Annotated in this window: 10 protein-coding genes; all 10 read right to left on the bottom strand. The window is 62.2% G+C overall.

What is annotated here, in order from left to right; genetic code table 11:
- Positions 1–161: 161 nt before the first annotated feature.
- Positions 162–1,877 carry a helix-turn-helix transcriptional regulator gene (locus Q0G75_RS07910; protein ID WP_294416505.1) on the bottom strand — a complete coding sequence of 572 codons (1,716 nt, stop codon included), beginning with the start codon at positions 1,875–1,877 and terminating at the stop codon, positions 162–164.
- Between the two features lie 920 nt (positions 1,878–2,797).
- A complete protein-coding gene (locus Q0G75_RS07905) occupies positions 2,798–6,055 on the bottom strand; it encodes an AAA family ATPase (protein WP_294416506.1) in 3,258 nt (1,085 codons plus the stop codon).
- Positions 6,052–7,407, bottom strand: a complete 1,356-nt coding sequence (locus Q0G75_RS07900; protein WP_294416508.1) for an exonuclease SbcCD subunit D — start codon at positions 7,405–7,407, stop codon at positions 6,052–6,054. Before Q0G75_RS07900 ends, Q0G75_RS07905 begins: the two co-directional genes overlap by 4 nt.
- Positions 7,408–7,650: 243 nt before the next feature.
- Positions 7,651–8,838: a hypothetical protein gene (locus tag Q0G75_RS07895; RefSeq protein WP_294416510.1), complete on the bottom strand. Its 1,188-nt coding sequence runs from the start codon at positions 8,836–8,838 to the stop codon at positions 7,651–7,653.
- 177 nt (positions 8,839–9,015) lie between these two features.
- A complete protein-coding gene (locus tag Q0G75_RS07890; RefSeq protein WP_294416512.1) occupies positions 9,016–11,262 on the bottom strand; it encodes a DNA gyrase subunit A in 2,247 nt (748 codons plus the stop codon).
- A gap of 83 nt (positions 11,263–11,345) precedes the next feature.
- Positions 11,346–13,343 carry a toprim domain-containing protein gene (locus Q0G75_RS07885; protein WP_294416514.1) on the bottom strand — a complete coding sequence of 666 codons (1,998 nt, stop codon included), beginning with the start codon at positions 13,341–13,343 and terminating at the stop codon, positions 11,346–11,348.
- A gap of 295 nt (positions 13,344–13,638) precedes the next feature.
- Entirely contained in the window at positions 13,639–14,076 is a 438-nt protein-coding gene (gene mscL / locus Q0G75_RS07880; protein WP_294416516.1) for a large conductance mechanosensitive channel protein MscL, read from the bottom strand.
- A gap of 306 nt (positions 14,077–14,382) precedes the next feature.
- Positions 14,383–16,107 carry a helix-turn-helix transcriptional regulator gene (locus Q0G75_RS07875; protein WP_294416518.1) on the bottom strand — a complete coding sequence of 575 codons (1,725 nt, stop codon included), beginning with the start codon at positions 16,105–16,107 and terminating at the stop codon, positions 14,383–14,385.
- A gap of 264 nt (positions 16,108–16,371) precedes the next feature.
- Positions 16,372–17,859, bottom strand: coding sequence for an FAD-dependent oxidoreductase (locus Q0G75_RS07870; protein WP_294416519.1), 1,488 nt, complete (start codon positions 17,857–17,859; stop codon positions 16,372–16,374).
- Between the two features lie 10 nt (positions 17,860–17,869).
- Positions 17,870–18,442: a cytochrome c3 family protein gene (locus Q0G75_RS07865; protein ID WP_294416521.1), complete on the bottom strand. Its 573-nt coding sequence runs from the start codon at positions 18,440–18,442 to the stop codon at positions 17,870–17,872.
- Positions 18,443–18,554 lie beyond the last annotated feature (112 nt).

Below are 18,554 nucleotides of genomic sequence, written 5' to 3'. Positions count from 1 at the left end.
TTTGCCCGCGAGCCTTGCGCGCGGCGAGCGACGCGGGGCCGGGAAGGTTTGGGTGATGCCGGACCGGGATCACCCCGTGCGCTTACGCGCGGCGAGATTTGTGCGATTTGCGAAACCGCAAAAGAGGGCGTCCTTCGGGGCGTCCCTTTTTGCGTTTGGGGCTACAGCTCGTTGCTCATGACCAGGTCGATGAGCTCTTGGCGCGAGTGCACGTCGAGCTTCGCGTAGATATGCTTCGCGTGCGTGGCAGCCGTGTCGCGGCTGATGATAAGGGCGTCGCGGACGTATGGGATGGAGCGCCCGTGCGCCAAAAGCCCGAACACCTCGGTTTCGCGCGGCGTCAATTTATGCTCGCGAGCCAACAGCGCCACCCGCTGCCCGATGAAATCCACAGGCTGAGGGTTTTGCGAGGAGGTGGCGGAAGGAGAAGCGCCAACGGCAACCGGCGCACTCACGCCCGTTTCGCCAGCCGCGCCTTCGCCTTCCCCGCCCGCACCCCTGACACTTTGGGGACGTAGCGCTACCTGTCCGGCCTTCGCTTCGCTAGCTGCGCTCGCGGCATCCACCGTGTCAACGTCCACGGCTGCACCAGCGCCCGTTGCCGCGCCCGCACCGGCGCCCACTGCCGCATCCATGCCCGCCGCCGAAGCCGACGCCGCGCAAACCGCGCCCGCATAAGACTGGGGCGTTTCCCAGGACAAAAACCTGGTTTCGTCGTTGAGCGCCAGCATGACCGCGGCGACCAACGCGACGATCAGCACCGCCGCTGCCCCGGAAGGCTCGATGGCGCTAGCGCCTATCGCGCCCTGCAGGGGAAACGACACCAGCAGGCCGAGCAAATCGCCCACGTGGACGAACAGCCAGCCCACGGCGTACGACTGCACCGGGGTGGCCGCTCCGCGGGCGGCGTAGGACGCGAAGTACATCTGCGTGATGACGCAAAACGCGAAACGCGAGGCGATGCCCACGCCCGCGGCCGCAAAAGCCCCCGTTTTCGCGCCAAGCACGATAATCGCGGCGAATCCGGCGACCATAAGCGGGCACATCCACCGATACGCGAACGACAGGGACACGCGGCGCGGCCCGGCGGTTGCAGACACGCTGACCACCGCCATGAACAGGGCGCTTACCACGAAGATGATCACGGCATGGGACGCATCGGCCGAGGACGACGCCCAAAACGAGCCCTCGATGCTCACGAACATGCACGCCGCCAAGATGCCGAAGCCTCCGCGGCCCATGGAGCCGAACGCTTCGCGCAACGGAAGCGGGGCGGCAGGCAGGGACGCGTGGTCTGCCGAGGCAGAAGCGCTGACCTCGAGCCAAGCACGCCAGAGCAACACGCCGCTGATAAGCGGATATATCGAAACAAGCGCAATCGACGCGCCGTGAGGCACCGCCATGGTGGCAATCGACAGCAGCGCGGCAACGAACGCGGACGCCGGCGCGCACGATTCGACGGCGTCTTGCGGCAAGCGCGCGTACAGCTGGCCCCACATCACCCACATGAGCGCGCTGCCCGCGCCCGTGAGGATTGCCGACGCGGCGAACAAAAACGGCGTTGCGGCGAAGCCGTACGCCGGAAGGAACAGCATCGGCGTGGTGGCGGTCACCGCCAAAGGCGCAGCGACGATGAGCGCGCGGCAGTTCGTCGGCGGTCCGAGCCGGCGCTCCGCCGCAACGATGACGATCAGCGACACCACCGCTGAACCGACTGGCAACACGCTCACCGCCAGGCGCCTGGCAACGCCGCCTCCCATTGCGTCGACCACCATGGACGACCCGTCCATGGACCCGGAATAGAACGCGCAAAACGCCCAAGCCAGCAAGAATCCCCATCCCAGGCAGCGGGTGTTCGCTTTTATCTCATCGATCATAATCCCCCCTTCGCTTCGCCTATCATACGGTAAAACACCAGGTGAAAGGAATCACCCGCTTTCGGGCATTGACGCAAGCCGAGCACAGGGAGGGCGGAAACGCACGGACGCTGAGGACGTGCCGAACCGCAAGGCCAACGAGACCATGGAGCCCACCAACTCCGTCGGACACTTAGCGCTACGTCCCCAAAGTGTCCCCAAAGTGTTCGGCGCGCGAACATGCCTGTTTCCCGACGGACCGCCAGAGCGCCAAGCCCACCGCGTTCGCCGCCTCGTGAAGTTAACGGGGCCCGCCAACTTCGCCGACTCACCGAGTCCCGCCATCGCCAACCCCCCGCTGGACACTTAGGGGGGCATAGCGCTATGTGTCCAGCCAACGTATCCGACGCGTAAACGTGCCCGCATTGATTCCTCCTCGGCTTCAACTAAGGAAATTGATGGAGGTTTGCCTCCTTGAAGCATGAGCCAACGGAAGGAAATCGCGATTCGCTTCCATTAAGCAAGGGATAACGGAAGCGAATCGTGTTTCACTTCCGTTAGGTAAGGCTTTACGGAAGCGAAATGAGTTTCGCTTCCGTAAGATGCGCATTAGCGGAAGCGAACTGCTATTCGCTTCCGCTATTAACGAATTATCTGAAACGAAAGCGCGCTACAGACGCTCTCATGCATCGACGAAACTTGTTGGATTTGCAAGTTTCGTCGATGGCATGGTCAAAACTTGCAGCGGGTGCAAGTTTTGACCATCGGCTGTGCGGCGGCCGGCATCGCCAGCCTGAAACTGGCAGCCATTGGGGCATGTGTTATCCGCCCTAAACCCCGACGCCCCTTACGACATGCGTTATCGGCCTTAATAAAACGCGACGGCCTTTGCGCCGGGCGTTGCCGCCTAGCGCAAAGGCCGTCGATTCGTTCGAAAACCCCTAGGCTTCTACTTTTGCGGTAGAGCCGGATTGGGTTTTGGCCACGATGATGCGCTTGGGAATATTCGCCTTCAGATCCTCAACGTGACTGATGATGCCCACCAGCTTGTTGCCGCCCGACAGGTCAGACAGCAGGCTGATGGCGTTGCCCAACGCACCCTGGTCGAGCGAGCCGAAGCCCTCGTCCACGAACATGGTGTCGAGCTCGATGCCGCCGGCGTGAGCCTGCACGATGTCGGAAAGCCCCAGCGCCAGGCACAGCGACGCTTGGAACGATTCGCCTCCCGAAAGCGACGACGCATCCCTGGCGCGCCCGGTGAAGCTGTCGATGACGTACAGCCCCAGGCCGGCCTTCGAGTTGCCCGCAGACTCCGACCAGCGCACCAGCTCGAACTGCCCCGCCGTCAGCACGCGCAGGCGCTGGTTCGCCGCCGCGATGACCTTGTCGAAGTACATGCCCTGCACGTACGCCTCGAAGCGGACTTTTGCGCGTCCGGTCAGGTTGCCGTTCGCGGCATCGGCCATCAGCTTGATCCGGCCGTAGCGTTCTTCGATATCGCCCGCGCGCTTCAGCGTTTTGCGCAGCTGCTCAAGACACTCCCCGTTCGCGGAAACGCGCAGGTTCACGGCGCCAAGGCGCTCGTTGGCCAGTTTGCCCTGCTCCTCGTAGTCGCTGCGCTCCTTTGCCGCTGCGGCAGCGTCGCCTGCGGGCAGCTCGGCCAGCTGCTTGTCCTTCGCAGCCAGCAGCTCGCGTTTGGTTGCAAGTTGCTGCGTGTTTTGCTCGACCGCCCGCTGGGCCGCATCGCGCCTGCGCTTCAGGCCGTCGGCCAGCTGACGCAGCCGCGCGGCCTCGGTTTGAGCCGCATCGAGCGAGGGGAAGTCCAGGTCGGCGCGCAGATGCTTCGCCTCCTGCTCGGCAAGCTGCTGCGCTTGCGTTTGGTTTTGCAGCGTCTCCCCGGCCTTGCGCGCCTGCTCGGCCACCTGTTTCGCAGCTTCTTCCGCAGCTTGCTGGCCGCGCTGAGCGGCGGCGAGCGCGGAGACCGCGCGTTCGGCGTTGTTCAGCTCGGTTTGCGCGACGCTTGCATCATGCTGCGCGTTCTCGAACGCGCGCTGGGCTTCGTCCACGGAAACAACCGCCAGGCGCTCCTTAAGGGCGCGCGCTTCGGCCTCGACCGACGCGTGATCGCGCTCCGCAGCCTGGCGGGCGTCCTTGACCTGCGACAACGCCGTTGCAGAACGCTCATGCGCCGCCTCAGCGTCGGCAAGCGCCTTCGCAGCGCGCGTCGCCTCGTCGCAACGCAGCTGCGCATCTGCCTTCGCATGCTTCGCGGCCGCAACGCCATTGCGCGCCTGCTCAAGAACTTGCGCGATGCTCTGCTCGCCGCCATGCTCCTTGTCGAACTCATCAAGCGCAAGCTGCGCGGTCTCGCGACGAGTCTTTGCACCCTCGGCTTCGCGCGCCGCCTGATCGACCGCCGCCTTCGATGCAGCCTCAATGGCCGTTGCCTTGTCGATCTGATCATCGCTCGGGATGCTGCCCGCCGCCTGCGCCGGCATGGGATGATGCACCGAACCGCACACCGGACAGGGCAAACCATCCTGCAAATCTGCCGCAAGCAGACCCGCACGACCCGCACGCTGGGCCTTTTGCAGCTGCTGCACCTGCGCCAAGTCCTTATCATGAACGACTTCCGCAGCTTTGAGCCGCTCGACGGCACGAAGGTGCGGCTCGGCCGCAGCCTGAGCCGCCTGCTGCAATTCGCCGCGACGCTGCACCGCCCGGGAAGCATCCTGCTCCGCACGCAACGCGCGATCGAGCGCGGCGCCCGCCTCGCTCAGCGCAACGTCAGCGCCGGCGAACGACTCGCTTGCCGCCTTCGCCTGCGCAACCGTATCCTGCGCTTTGCGTTCGGCCCCAACCAGCGACTCTTCCTGCTCCAGCAAGGTTTGCACCTGCTTTCGGGCCTTTTGCGCCGCCGCAACCTTGGCAGCAAGGTCTTTTGCGCCCGCAAGCGCCTCGCCCGCGGCATTCACGCGCAGCTGCGCCGCATCGAACGCCGCCTGCGCCTGCGCCTGGCGAACGTCCGAGCCCGCAAGTTTCTCCACGGCCTGCGCCGCCTGCGCCCGCTGCTCTTCCGCCTTGCCGGCAGCTGCCTGAGCAGCCTTGGAAGCCTGCTCAGCACGCGACAACGCTTCCTTCGCAGCCGAAAGCCCCTGATCGGCACGCTGCAGCGCCTGGTATTTCGCGAACGTCCCCTCGATAACCGCCGCGCGCTCGGTTGCCTCCAGGCGTTCGGCATCGTGCGCGCACTCCTGCTGCAGCGCCGCCTGCAAACCTTCCGTCCGCCCCTCGTGCTGGGCAACCTCTTCGGCAAGCGCCGCACGTTCCTGCTCGTAACGCGGACGGTTCTTCACCTGCTTCACCAGCGCATTAGCATCCGCCCATTTTCGACGCAACTCCTCGACCTGCTCGCTGAGCTGCGCAGACTCTGCCTTATCGCGCGTCAAAAGCCCCTCAAGCAGCTCGACCAGCCACGCGCCCATAGGCGCTCCGCTGCGACGGCGCTCGTCGAGCTCCTCCTCGCGCGCATCCTCTGCCGCAAAACGGACGGTTTGCGCGCACCGCAAAACCTCGCTTTTCAGCTTCTCGTTCTCGCGCTCGAGTTTGCGGCACTCCTCGCCCAGGCGATCTTGCAGCATCTCGTACTTTTGCGTGGCGAACAGCTTGCGGAAGATGCCCTCGCGCGTTGCCGTGTCGGCCGTGAGCAGCTTACGAAACTCGCCCTGCGCCAGCATGACGATCTGCTTGAACTGGTTCGCATCGATGCCCAGCAGCTCTTCCACCTGCATGTTCACCTTGCGCACGCCGCTGATGCAACGCCCGTCAGGGAGCTCGATCTCCGCGTTCGCAGGCTCTTTCGTGGTGCCTTCGCCGCGCTTCTTAGCACGCTCGTAATCGGGATTGCGCTTTACGCGATAGGTCTGCCCGCGATAGGAGAACTCCAGCTCAACGAACGTTTTGCTTGCCGGATCGGCGAAATCGCTGCGCAAACTTGCGGAAGACCGGGCACCGTTTCGGCTGTCGCCGCTTGCCTCGCCGAACAACGCGAAGCAGATGGCGTCGAAGATCATGGTTTTGCCCGCGCCCGTGTCGCCGCACACCAGGTACACACCCGAGCAGCCAAGCGTCCGAAAGTCGATTTCCGTCTCGCCAGAATACGGTCCGAACGCGGACATGGTCAGCTTCAGCGGCTTCATTGCGCACCCTCTTCCTGCCCATCGGGGCCTTTTGCGGCCGAGTCCTCAACCTTCGCAATCAGCTTGCGCGCGAAATCTTGCTGCTCATCATCCAGGGGATTGCCCACCTGGCTTTCATAGAAGGCGCCGAACATCTCCAACGTGTCCATGCTGTCGGGGTCCGCCGTAAGCTGAGTTTGCGGGCGGTCGACAAGCACCGTCACATTGTCATAGTCCAGCATCATGGCGTTGGGGAACACTTCGTGGATCTTCGCCATAGCGTCCAACTGCGGATGCTCATCGGAAAGCGTGATGTGTAGGTAGTCCTGTGAGGCATCGCGCACCGCGGCGGCCGGCGCGGACACATCGTCAGCCTGCACAGCCGCATCACCGGCGCCATCGGCCAGCGCCGCCTCGTCGTTGGCGTCATCCGCCGCCTTCCCATCGTTGGCGCCGCCAGCCGAAACTCCGGCATCCACCAGCGAACCGCCCGCTGCGGCACCCATCGCCAGCACATCCGCCAGCGTGCCGCGAACCTCGCGCACGTCATACAGCGGCACGAGCGGAATCAGCTCGAACGATACGCATTCGCCCACGTCATCGCCCGGTTTCTTCTCCCCTAGCTCAACCAGCGCCACGCTCTTGCCATACCGCGCTTCGCTAAACGAATACTTCAGCGGCGAGCCCGAATAACGCACGGTGTCGCGCCCCACGCGCTGCGAGCGGTGCACATGCCCGAGCGCCACGTAGTCGAACGCGTTGTACACCGACACGTCCACGTTATCCATGCCGCCCAGCTTGATCTCGTCGTCGGCGCGATCGGGCGCCGTGCCGTACGCCGTCACCAGCTGGTGCGACAGCACAACGTTGCGTTTCCCCTGGTCGATATCGCACGCGCTCAGCACCGCACGCAACGCGGCCGAATAGTCGTCGCCGATTTCCTCATCGGGGAAGAACCTGCGCACGTCGCCGGGCTTCAAAAACGGCAGCAGCCAGAACTCCACCGGCCCGTGCTCATCCTCAAGCTCAACCCGCTCGACTTCGCCCGCATACACCGGAGGCAGGCAAACGCCCTGCTTCTCCAACAGCCCCTGCGCATAGGCGATGCGCTCGGCGGAATCATGGTTGCCGGGGATGGCCAGCACGCGCAAACCCGCCGCCACCGCATCGGTCAAAAACGCGTCGAACACGGTGACCGCCTCGGCGCTCGGCGATGCCTTGTCGTAGATGTCGCCGGCAATCAGCAACACGCTGACCTGGTGCTTCTCCGCAATATCCAGTATCTGCCGCAGAATATAGCGCTGATCGTCCAGCATCGACATGCCGTTAACGCGCTTCCCGATATGCAAATCGGAAACATGCAGCACCTTCATACCGCCGCCTTCCCCCGAGCCAAAACGCCCGAATCATCCCATCACGTTGACAACGCTGACCATGCCGTACGCCCAGCAATGTAACACCCCAGGTCAACGCTGGATTTTTTCACTGCAGAATCATTGCTTCCCACGCGTGATTCTGCAGCACGCCTACGAAATGCACAGTTTTTAAAGGGCTGATTCCTACGAAATGCAGGTTTTTCACAGCCGCATTTCCGACGAAATGCGGAATTTTCACCATCAGCCCTTCAACAGGGCGGTGGCGTTTTCCCGAACAGCACGCCCGAGCGTAAGCAAACGCTGCTCCGAAAACGCAAAACCATCCGCCTGCCGCCCCACGCGCGCCAACGCTGCACCATCGAACGCGAAATCACGCAAACGCTCAAGCTGCTCTCGCTGCTGCGGGCCCAAAGCCGCACGGGCCTGCTGATAAGCTGTCGGACCGAACGCGCCGAGCGTAGCGGCGAAGCGCTCGCGCAGAAACTCTTCAGTAAGTGCTTCCGTACCATATTGCGGAAGCAACGCCAAATTGTTGTCGAAAATGGACGCAAAGCCCAGCACGCGCCCAGTGCGGTTATCGCGAAACACGCCATAGTTGCCCATGTGACGATCGGGGTTCATAATCACCGCGTCGAACACCAACATGGACCGAAACCGCTGCGCAGCCTCTTCGCCGAGCTCATCGAAGAACGCCAACGCGCGCTCCAAGTTCATCTCGTCTTTCGCATCGCGATCAAGCATATAGGCGAACGGCACGAACGATGTTTCCGCATCATTCATCAAAACGCACGTCGAGCACAGGCGTCCTTGCCAAGCATCCAGGTCATATGCGACATGAGGTAATCCCATGGCAGCGGCAACCTGGCTTGCCAAGTACTCGGACACAGGTTCAAGGCCCAAGCCATCGGCGTGCGCCGCCTTATAAAGCACGCGCTGCCCGTTCACAACGCGCCACGTCTTCGGAAACGACCCCGACGGCGACAACTCGCTGGGAATACCGGAACCCACCTGGCTTGAAGGAATGCGTCCCGTGTACGCAATGATGGAAAGTACCGTATCGAAACTGTTAGAAAACAGGTTATACTCGGCGAAACAAGGCCGTTCACCTGCGGGAACAATGCAATAGGAATCATTGATCGACATGCCCTTCGTCACATCGATGATTCCTTTCGTGTCGGAAGCCTGCAACCCGAACGGCGCAAGGATGCGCTCAACGTACGCGCGATTCTTCGGGATTCGACGAGAGTCCAGGAATCGCCGCAACTCGACATCGTTCGAGCAGCCCGCCAGGTTCATAGGCAGCAGGCGCTCCGCCCCCGGCTCTACGCGCAAGCCGACGGCGCAAGACTCGCCAAAACAGTTCGTCTCGAACACGAACGAGGCGATTCGCTTGTCGAACAATCGTATCTCGTAATCCTGCGACGCCATGTTTCTCCAAACTGCTTTCCGCTGACCTACCAGGACGAACGCACCCTTCTCGCCTAGCCCGCACGGCACACCCGACGCCCAATGCATCCAGCACACTCGGCACGCCCTTCGTGTTGGCCGCGCCCAACACGCTCAGCACGCCCAACACGTCGCGCGTCCGCCCTGCTTCACCGGTTGCTACTCTTCCAGGTCGAACAGGCTCTTCATGTCCGTTTCCTTCATGGGCGAGCCGGAGGAGGGCAGGCTTGCCGCGCGGAATTTCTCCACGCTGGCGGTACCGCCCAGGAACTCCTCGGCCGTGCCCACCATGGTCACAATGCGGCCGTTCTTCGCAGTGAATGCCAGAACACCTTGCGTGCTGTTGGTGGTCTTGGTTTTCAGCAGCGAGGTGTTGAAGTTGATCAAACGCTGGTCGCTTGACACCAAGGCCAGGTCGCGGTCCTCTTTCAGCACAGTTGCGAACAACAGCTTGCTGCCGCCGTAGATGGCGTTCTTCAAGCGCTTGCGGTTGGTCTTCGTTACGTAGCCCGCCAAGGCCACGCGCGCCACGCGGCCGTTCTCGAATACGAACAACACGTCGGCCTTGTAGTCCTCGGGGTCGATTACCCAGATCACGCTCTCGTCGGGATCCATCCCCAGGTCGGTGGGCAGGTACGAGCCCAGCTGCGCCGACTTGGTGTCTTCGAACTGCGCCACCTTGCACTTGTACACCTGGCGCTGATCAGTGAACACCAGCAGCTCGTGGGTGTTCGACGACGGGAACTCGATGAAGGGCTCGTCGCCGTCCTTGTACTTCAGCGTGGTGGCCTTGCGCAGCACGCGCTCGGTCATCTTCTTCAGGTAGCCGTCGCGCGAGAGCATCATGGTGACGGGATATTCCTCCACCTCGGGCTCCAGGCTGACTTCCACGATGTCGCCCGGCTCGACCAGGCCCGTTTTGCGCGGCGCCACGTGCTTCTTATTCACCGCGGCAAGCTCGTCGCTGATGACCTGCTTGATCTTCTGCTCGCTGGCCAGGACCTCCTTCAGCTCGGCGATGTCGCCTTCCAGCTTCGCGATGTCCTTTGTGCGGTTGAGGATGTACTCCTCGTTGATGTTGCGCAGCTTCAGTTCGGCCACGAACTCGGCCTGCACCTCGTCGATGCCGAAGCCCTTCATCAGGTTCGGCACGACCTCGGCCTCCAGCTTGGTGTTGCGGATGATGGCAATGGCCTTGTCGATGTCCAGCAAAATAGCCTCAAGGCCGTGCAGCAGGTGCAGTCGGTCGCTCTTCTTCCCCAGGTCGAAATTCATGCGACGCCGCGTGGAATCCACGCGCCATGCAACCCACTCCTGCAGAATCTGACGCACGCCCATAACGCGCGGATACCCGTCCACCAACACGTTGAAGTTGCAGGAGAACGAATCCTGCAGCGTGGTAGAGCGGAACAGCTTCGCCATGAGCAGCTCGGGGTCGACGCCGCGCTTCAGGTCGATGGCGATGCGCAGGCCGGAAAGGTCGGTCTCATCGCGGATGTCGGCGATCTCGCGCACCTTCCCCTCTTTCGCCAGCTTGACGATGCGCTCGATGATGATGTCGGTTTTCGTGGTGTAGGGAATCTCGTACACCTCGATGATGCGCTCGTCGGGCAGGTAGCGCCAGCGCGAGCGGATTTGGAAGCTGCCCAGGCCCGTGTTGTAGATGCGATCCATCTCCTCGCGACGGTAAATGATCTCGCCGCCGGTGGAGAAGTCGGGCGCAGGCATGTATTTCTGCAGGTCGCAGTCAGGGTCCTCAAGGAAGTGCATGGTGGCTTCGCACACTTCGTTCAAGTTGAAGCCGCAAATGTCGGAGGCCATGGCAACGCCGATGCCCTTGTTCGCCGACACCAAGATGTTGGGGAACGTGGTGGGCAGCAGGCGCGGCTCCTTCATGGCGCCGTCGTAGCTGTCCATGAAGTCGACCGGGTCCTTGTCGATGTCCTTGAAGATCTCGGCGCAAATGGGGGAAAGCTTCGCCTCAGTGTAACGCGAGGCGGCGTAGCTCAGGTCACCGGAGTAGTACTTACCGAAGTTGCCCTTGGATTCCACGAAGGGCGTGAGCAAAGCTTCGTTGCCCGTGGCAAGGCGCACCATGGTTTCGTAGATGGCCGAATCGCCGTGGGGATTGAGCTTCATGGTCTGGCCGACGATGTTGGCGCTCTTCTGGCGCGCGCCGTTGAGCAAGCCCATCTTGTACATGGTGTACAGAAGCTTGCGGTGCGACGGCTTGAACCCGTCGATCTCCGGGAACGCGCGGGACACGTTGGTGCTCATGGCGTAGGGCATGTAGTTCACTTCGAGGGTTTGCGTGATGGGCTGCTCCAAAACCTCGGAGTGCAGGCCGATCACGTTGGGGTTGTCCACATGCTTCTTCTTCGGTTGTGCTTTGGTCTTTCTTGCCACGGTCTCCCCTTGATGCGAATGGGCGGGCGCCGTCTTGCGGGCGGCCGCCGGTTTAGATCTTCAACAGCCTTGCGAAAGGCGCCTTATTGCAGGTCAAGCTGGTCGAGGTATTCCCTGCCATGCTCGGCGATGTGGCGTTTACGGCCCTCGTCGTCGTTGCCCAGCAGCAGGTTGAACATGGTTTCCATGCGCTCGATGTCCTCGGGCTCCACCTTGATCAGGCGGCGCGTCTCGGGGTTCATGGTGGTGAGCCACATCATGTCGGGATCGTTCTCACCAAGACCCTTGGAGCGGTTGATGGAGCACTTCTGCCCGTCGATTTCCTTCAGGATGTTGTTCTTCTCAAGATCGGTGTAGGCGAAGTAGGTCTTCTCCTTGCAGTTGATCTCGTACAGCGGCGATTCGGCGATGTAGACGAACCCCTCGCGGATGAGCGTGGGCACCAGGCGATAAAGCATGGCCAGGATAAGCGTGCGGATATGGTAGCCGTCGACGTCGGCGTCGGTGCAGATGATGACCTTGCTCCAGTTCAGGTTGTCCAGGTCGAAGGTGCCAAGGTTCTTCATGCGGCGGTCGTTAACCTCCACGCCGCAGCCAAGCACGCGCAGCAGGTCCATGATGATCTCGGACTTGAAGATGCGCGGGTAATCCTCCTTCAGGCAATTGAGGATCTTGCCTCGCACCGGCATGACGCCCTGGAACTCGGCGTCGCGCGACGTGCGGATGGCGCCTGCTGCCGAGTCGCCCTCTACGATGTAGACCTCGCGGCGGCCCTTGTCCTTGGAGCGGCAGTCGATGAACTTCTGCACGCGGTTGGCCATGTCGGTCTTTTGCTGCAGGTTGGTCTTGATGCTCTGGCGCGTCTTCTCCGCGTTCTCACGCGAGCGCTTGTTGATGAGCACCTGCTCCATGATCTTGTCGGCGGACTCTTTGTTCTCGATCAGGTACGTGCCCAGGCGTTCCTTGAAAAACGCCGTCATGGCCTGCTGGATGAAGCGGTTGTTGATGGCCTTCTTCGTTTGGTTCTCGTAGGACGTTTGCGTGGAGAAGCAGTTGGTCACGAGCACCAGGCAATCCTGCACGTCCTGCCACTTGATGGCGCTTTCGTTCTTGTTGTATTTGCCCTGTTGCTTGATATAGGCATCGATTGCGCTGGTCAGAGCACTACGCGCAGCCTTCTCCGGCGATCCGCCGTTTTCCAGCCACGACGAGTTATGGTAGTACTCCTGCATCTGGAACGTGCGCGAGAAGCACAGGCATGCGGTGATCTTCACGTTGTAGTCGGGCAGGTCGTCGCGATCGCGGCCGCGGCGGTCGGCCTGGATGAAGAAGGGCTCGGTCAGATAGTCATGGCCCACCTTCTCCATCACATAGTCCTCGATGCCCTTGGGATAGCAGAACTCCTCTTCGGAGAAGACGCCGTCCTCCCCCTCGATGCGCAGGCGGAACGTGACGTTGGCGTTGACCACCGCCTGGCGGCGCATGGTTTCGCGATACCAGTCGTCGGGGATATCGATTGCGGTGAAGACCTCCAGGTCAGGACGCCATTTGATGGTGGTGCCGGTGCGCGCCTCGTCGGTGGGCTCGACCTGCAGCGCCTTCTTCTTGGCGCCGACCACCTTGCCCTTCTTGAAGTGCAGCTGGTACTTGTTGCCGTCACGCCAAACGGTGACGTCCATGTACTCGGAGGCGTACTGCGTGGCGCACGAGCCCAGGCCGTTGGTGCCCAGCGAGAAGTCGTAGTCGCCGCCTTGGTTGTTGTCGTATTTGCCGCCCGCGTACAGCTCGCAGAACACCAACTCCCAGTTGAAGCGCTTCTCGGTGGGGTTCCAGTCAAGCGGGCAACCGCGGCCGTTGTCCTCCACCTGGATGGAGCCGTCGGCGAAGGCGGTGAGGGTGATCAGATTGCCGTAGCCCTGACGCGCCTCGTCGACCGCGTTCGACAGGATCTCGAACGCGGCATGAGCGCAGCCATCCAGGCCGTCGGAGCCGAATATGACCGCCGGGCGAAGGCGTACGCGCTCCTCGTCCTTCAACTGGCGGATGCTGTCGTTGCCGTAATTGACCGTGCTTTTTGCCATACCGTTCTTTCGCTTCTCGTATTCCCCTTGTGGTGTGTCTACCGCAAGTTACCACAAGGGTTGCCCGCCCCACAGCAACATCACGGCAAAAACATCGTACACCTGTTCGCTGATTTAAGCAAGAAACAGTGCCGCAAACGTGAAAAGCGCCTGGTCACCCAGGCGCTTTTCACGCGATGCTATCCCGCTCGAATCCGATTTCCCTACGCACGACGCTTAGGAGACGTAGGGCTGAGCGTCCGACAAGCCCACGGGCTCAATGCACCCGAAGCGTCGCTGCGTGAATCCGTCTCCGCTATTCCGCCTTGGCGGGAGCGTCGAACGCCGCTGCGCAGTGCGGGCAGCGCGTGGCGCCTTCCTTGACCTCTTCCAGGCAGAACGGGCACGTGGGAACGGCCGCAGGGGCCTCCTCTTCCTTGCCCGTGAGCTTCTCGCCCAGGTTTTGCGCCTTGTTCACGGCCTTCACCAGCAAGAACACCACGAACGCGACGATAAGAAAGTTGATGCAGGCGCTGATGAACGCGCCGAAATCGATGTCGGTGCCCGGCACGACCAGCCCGGAGATGGTGTCCGCGCCGCCACCGGCGACCACCGAGATCAACGGGTTGATGATACTGGTGGTCAGCGCGGTGACGATGGACGTGAACGCACCGCCGATGATGACGCCGACTGCCAGGTCCATCACGTTGCCGCGGTTGATGAACTCCTTGAACTCGTTCAGGAACTTCTTCATCTGCTTCCCCTCCAAACGATCTGCAGCATAAACGATGCGCCCATACTACACGCGCGATCATCGGCGGCAAAGAGGAGCCCCAAAATTGCCGGGGCCCGCCATTTTGTCCCCCGCTCCCCAACGACCAGGTGTTTTGGGACGTGCGCAGCCCGCCTTCGCATGGCCGCGCACGATACTCGAAGCTCGGTGACGCTTCGGGGACGTAGCATTAAGTGTCCGGAAACGTCAGTGCGCGTTAGGCGCAAACCCGACGCGAACCCAGACACTTAGGGATACGTCCCCGAAGCGTCAGGCACACGGAACTCGCTAACGCATTTCGCGAACGGCTTGCTGAAGTTCCCGTTTGCTATGCACGTCCATCTTCGCGTAGGCGTTTTTCGCGTAGCCGCGCACGGTGTTCTCCGAAAGCACCAGCAGCTCGGCAATCGCCGCCTTGCTTTTGCCCTCCGCGAGCATAAGCGCCACTTCGGCCTCACGGCGCGTCAGCCCGAATCCCGCGGTCAACCGCGCAATGCCCCCATCGTCGGCCGCATGCAAGACCGCCTCGGGCTCTGGTCCCGATTCGGCAACATCGCCCGCAAAACTCGACCCGACACCGCTTTCCGTCTGCGCTTCGCGACGCCCGGCAATCGGCAGCTCGACGGCATCGCCTTCGCCGCCGGCAACCTCAACGGCAACGCCCGCGCGACCAGCGACCGCGCCCTCCGCAACACGGCCCGCAGGCCTCGCATCGCCTTCATCAGCTTCTTCACCGGGAAAGCCCGCCAACAACGCTCGGCTGCGCGGAACGTTATCGCCAAGCAGCACCGCGATGGAAACGGACAGCACGCACACCATCAACGCGGCCAGCAGCGTCATCAACGAGCTTTGCGGCGCGAAAACCAAGATGCCCCAGCGCCCGACTTCGCGTGCGAGCAGAAACACCGCCCAGCACACGCCGAGCACCGCGTACGGGTTCCACGAAGAATGGCGCGCGACGTCGTAGCAGATGACCCACAGAATGCCGAGCGTCATGGTGTTGGCGATGGACACGAGCGCCGCACCGCCGGCAAAACCCCACCATTCCAGCGTGGCCATCAGCACCACGCCCGCCGACGCCGCAACCACCTCGAAACGCCACAGCGTCGCCGACGAGACCGCACGGCCACGGCCCAGCGCAGCCCAGGCCCACGCCATGCACAGTACGATCACGCCGCCTTGGTGCAACAGTTGCATCCCCAGCGGCAACGCGATGGATTCGCCGAACGGGAAACCTCGCGACACGCCCATGACCAGCATGAACAATGCCAATCCGGCCAACAAACGCAAGAAATCGACGCGCGACCCCGCACCATACGCCTTCTCGGCGATCGCGAAGGCGGGGCACTCGCGCGACGACGAGAAGCCGCCTGGCGCCTGCGGCCACCCGCGCTCATCGGCCACGCGCATCGACCGGCCGAAGCACACATACGAAACGGTAGGGAGGAACACGCCCACCAGATAGCACGTCGAACGCGGCAACGCACCCATGACGAAGCCGCCCAACGACCCCAACGCCAGCGACCCCAATGCGCACAGCAAAGCCGTTCGCGGACGTAAGCGCAGGTAGAACGCCATCCACATGCCGCCGCCCCACACGATGCCCAGCCCCGCGCACGTGCACGCCGCGTACAAGACTGCGTCGGAATCAAGCGTTCCGTTTAAGAAGAACAGCACGCTGCCCAGCGTCATGGCCGTAACGGAGAACCATTCGAGCGCCTTCGCGGACCGACGCCCCATCAAACCGCGCAGGGCGAACGCCACCAGCAAAACGGTGAACGCGATACGCACGAAATTGATGACGACGCTGACCAGCCCGGCATCGGACAGCACGTAATTGCCGTACAGGTTGCACTGAATCCAAATACGAACCACCGCAAGGCCGAAAAAAGCAAGTGTGCAGCCGTCGAACGCCTGGCGCAGCGCCGCGCACGCTGCCGCCCTTTCGACGACGCGCCGCCCGCCGGCATCGGCCTTGCGAACTTCTCGTATGTTCTCTAAATCGCTTCCCACTGAGCCCTCTCCCGGACTTCTTCCTTATTTCCGGCAGTATACCTTTTCGGCACATCGCTGAGCACGACAAAGGCGCCACAGTTCGATCTCGAACCGCGGCGCCTTATCGCCTCGCTATTTCGCAAGCTCATCGCAACAGCCGCGTCAACCGCATATGCAACCGCATGGTTACGTTCGCCGCTGCATGCGTGAACGGAACCGCAGCGGCACACGCCAGCCCGCAGCCAAACACGGCGCGGCGCACGCGCTCCCATTGCAACGGCCCTACACGCCAAGCGCCTCCTTTGCCGCATTCGCGCCCGCAAAGCGACCGGACGTGTAGGCGAAGTTCAGACCGCAGCCACCCGCCGGGTAATCGTCGTAGATGAAGGTGCCACAGCACACCTCACCGGCCGAGTACAGACCGGGGATAACCTCGCCCTGCTCGTTTTTCACCTGGAAATCGGTGTTGATGTCGAAACCGCCGAACGAGCCGTGCGTGCACACGCCCATCTTGAGCAGGTAATACGGCGCCTGCGTCAGCGCCACCAAGTTCGCCGCGCCCTTCTTGAACTGCGTGTCGGCGCCCGATGCGACCATCTCGTTGTACGCCGCCAGCGTCTCGGCACACGCCGCGCCATCCACGCCCAGCTGCGCCGCTGCGGCCTCGACGGTATCGCCCTTGGCGAACATGCCCTGCTCCAGGCCCATGGCGACCTTCTTCTTGAGCTTATCGGTCAAACCGTCGACCATTGCCTGGTCGTACACGGCGAAGAACTGCTGATCGTCGAAGTGCGCCACCTGATAGTAGATATCGTGCGTCTGGCCGCCTTCGTTCACGAAACGCTTGCCCTTCGAGTCGACCCACAGCGCCTTAGCGCTGATCAGCTTGGACTGGCCGGGCTCGACCGGGCATGCCAGGATGCCGTTCGTGCCGCCATGGCCCGTGTAAGCCGCGCCGATGTCCAGGCCCATCTGCAGGCCGGAGCCGTCAAGGCCGATGCCCACTTCCGTGTAAACGCCAACATAATCAGGGCAATACTTCGCAATCATCTCGGGATTGCGGCAGAAACCGCCCGACGCGATGATGACGGCCTTGGCGTTGTAGATGACCTCCTTGCCCGCCTTCTCGGCGCGCACCCCCACGACGCGACCCGTCGACTCGTCGACGATCAACGCGGTGGCGTCGGTATCGAAATGGAAGTCCACGCCCTGCTCGTTGGCCAGCTGCGTGACTGCCTTCAGCGCGTCATCGGCGTTGTTCTTGCACATGTGGCCGCGCTTAACCTTGTCCTTGCCGTTGCCCTTAATCTCGTCCTTGAACGGCACCTTCAGATCCTCGCGCAGCCAGTCGATCGTCTCGCCGGAGTGATCGGCCATGAAGCGGTTCATAGCCAAGTCAACCTTGTCGGCGTTGCGCGTGAGCAGATAGTTGTAGTAGTCATCCGGCGTGTCGTCGATACCGAGCTCCTTTTGCTGCACCGTGCCCGAGCCATAGAACGTGCCGAGCGCCAGAGAGCTGGAACCGCCCTGCCAGCCGAGCTTCTCGATGCACACCGTCTTCGCGCCGTTTTTAGCGGCGAAGGCTGCCGATGTGGTACCCGAACCACCTGAACCGACGACCACCACATCATAGTTATACTGCGTCGCGCCCTTCGAGCAACCGGTCAGGTTGCCAAGCGCGATGGTTGCCAACCCCAGGCCCGCAAGGCCGACGAACTGGCGGCGGCTCAGGCCGCGACGTGCGTCAAGCGTCATATCGTTCGTAGTCATTCCGCTCCCCCTAGCTCTGCTTCGCGCTCATGTAGTCGCTGTACGACATCCAGCCATCGGGCACCTCGGCCTCGGCATGGCACTGCGTGCAGTACATCACGGATTCGGAATGCGCCTTATGGCATTCGCCGCAGTCGATATCGCCATGCTGCTGCACATGCGGGTTGAACGCCATATCGCTGGTGGATTCGGTGAGCTCGTCGCGCGTCATGTTGTGGCACGACTCGTTCAGGCAGAAACTCTCGTTGTATTGGAACGTATTCTCAGCAACGGGGTCGGTGAAGTCGCCGGACACCCACGCGGTGGCCTCGGCGACCTGGTCGTCGAGCTTCGCCTCATGGCAATCCAGGCACACTTTGCCCTGCTTCGCGTGAACCGCCGACAGCATCGACGAGTTGCCGGACTCGTATGTTTTCACATAGCGATCCATCGGCTGATGGCAGATGGCGTTGCAGAAACTCGGCTGCTGATGCCAGACCCAAAAACCCGCGCCCGCAACCGCGATCACAGCGATCACGACGACCGTGACGATGAGCCCCTTGCGCCCTTTTTGGGCGTTTCCGGAAGCTTCCGTTTTGCTCATGGCCCTTCCTCTCCCTCGTGAAACCATGCAAAATCCTCGCGCGTCCTTGCGGAGGACATGACGAAGGATAGGCTGGGGACGAAGCGACCAGCAGACACGAAGCAGGGTGGTT

Source organism: uncultured Senegalimassilia sp. (genome assembly GCF_934636665.1).
Taxonomy (GTDB): domain Bacteria; phylum Actinomycetota; class Coriobacteriia; order Coriobacteriales; family Eggerthellaceae; genus Senegalimassilia.
Note: the sequence above shows the minus strand (reverse complement) of the source record. Positions and strands in the feature narration are given on the sequence as shown.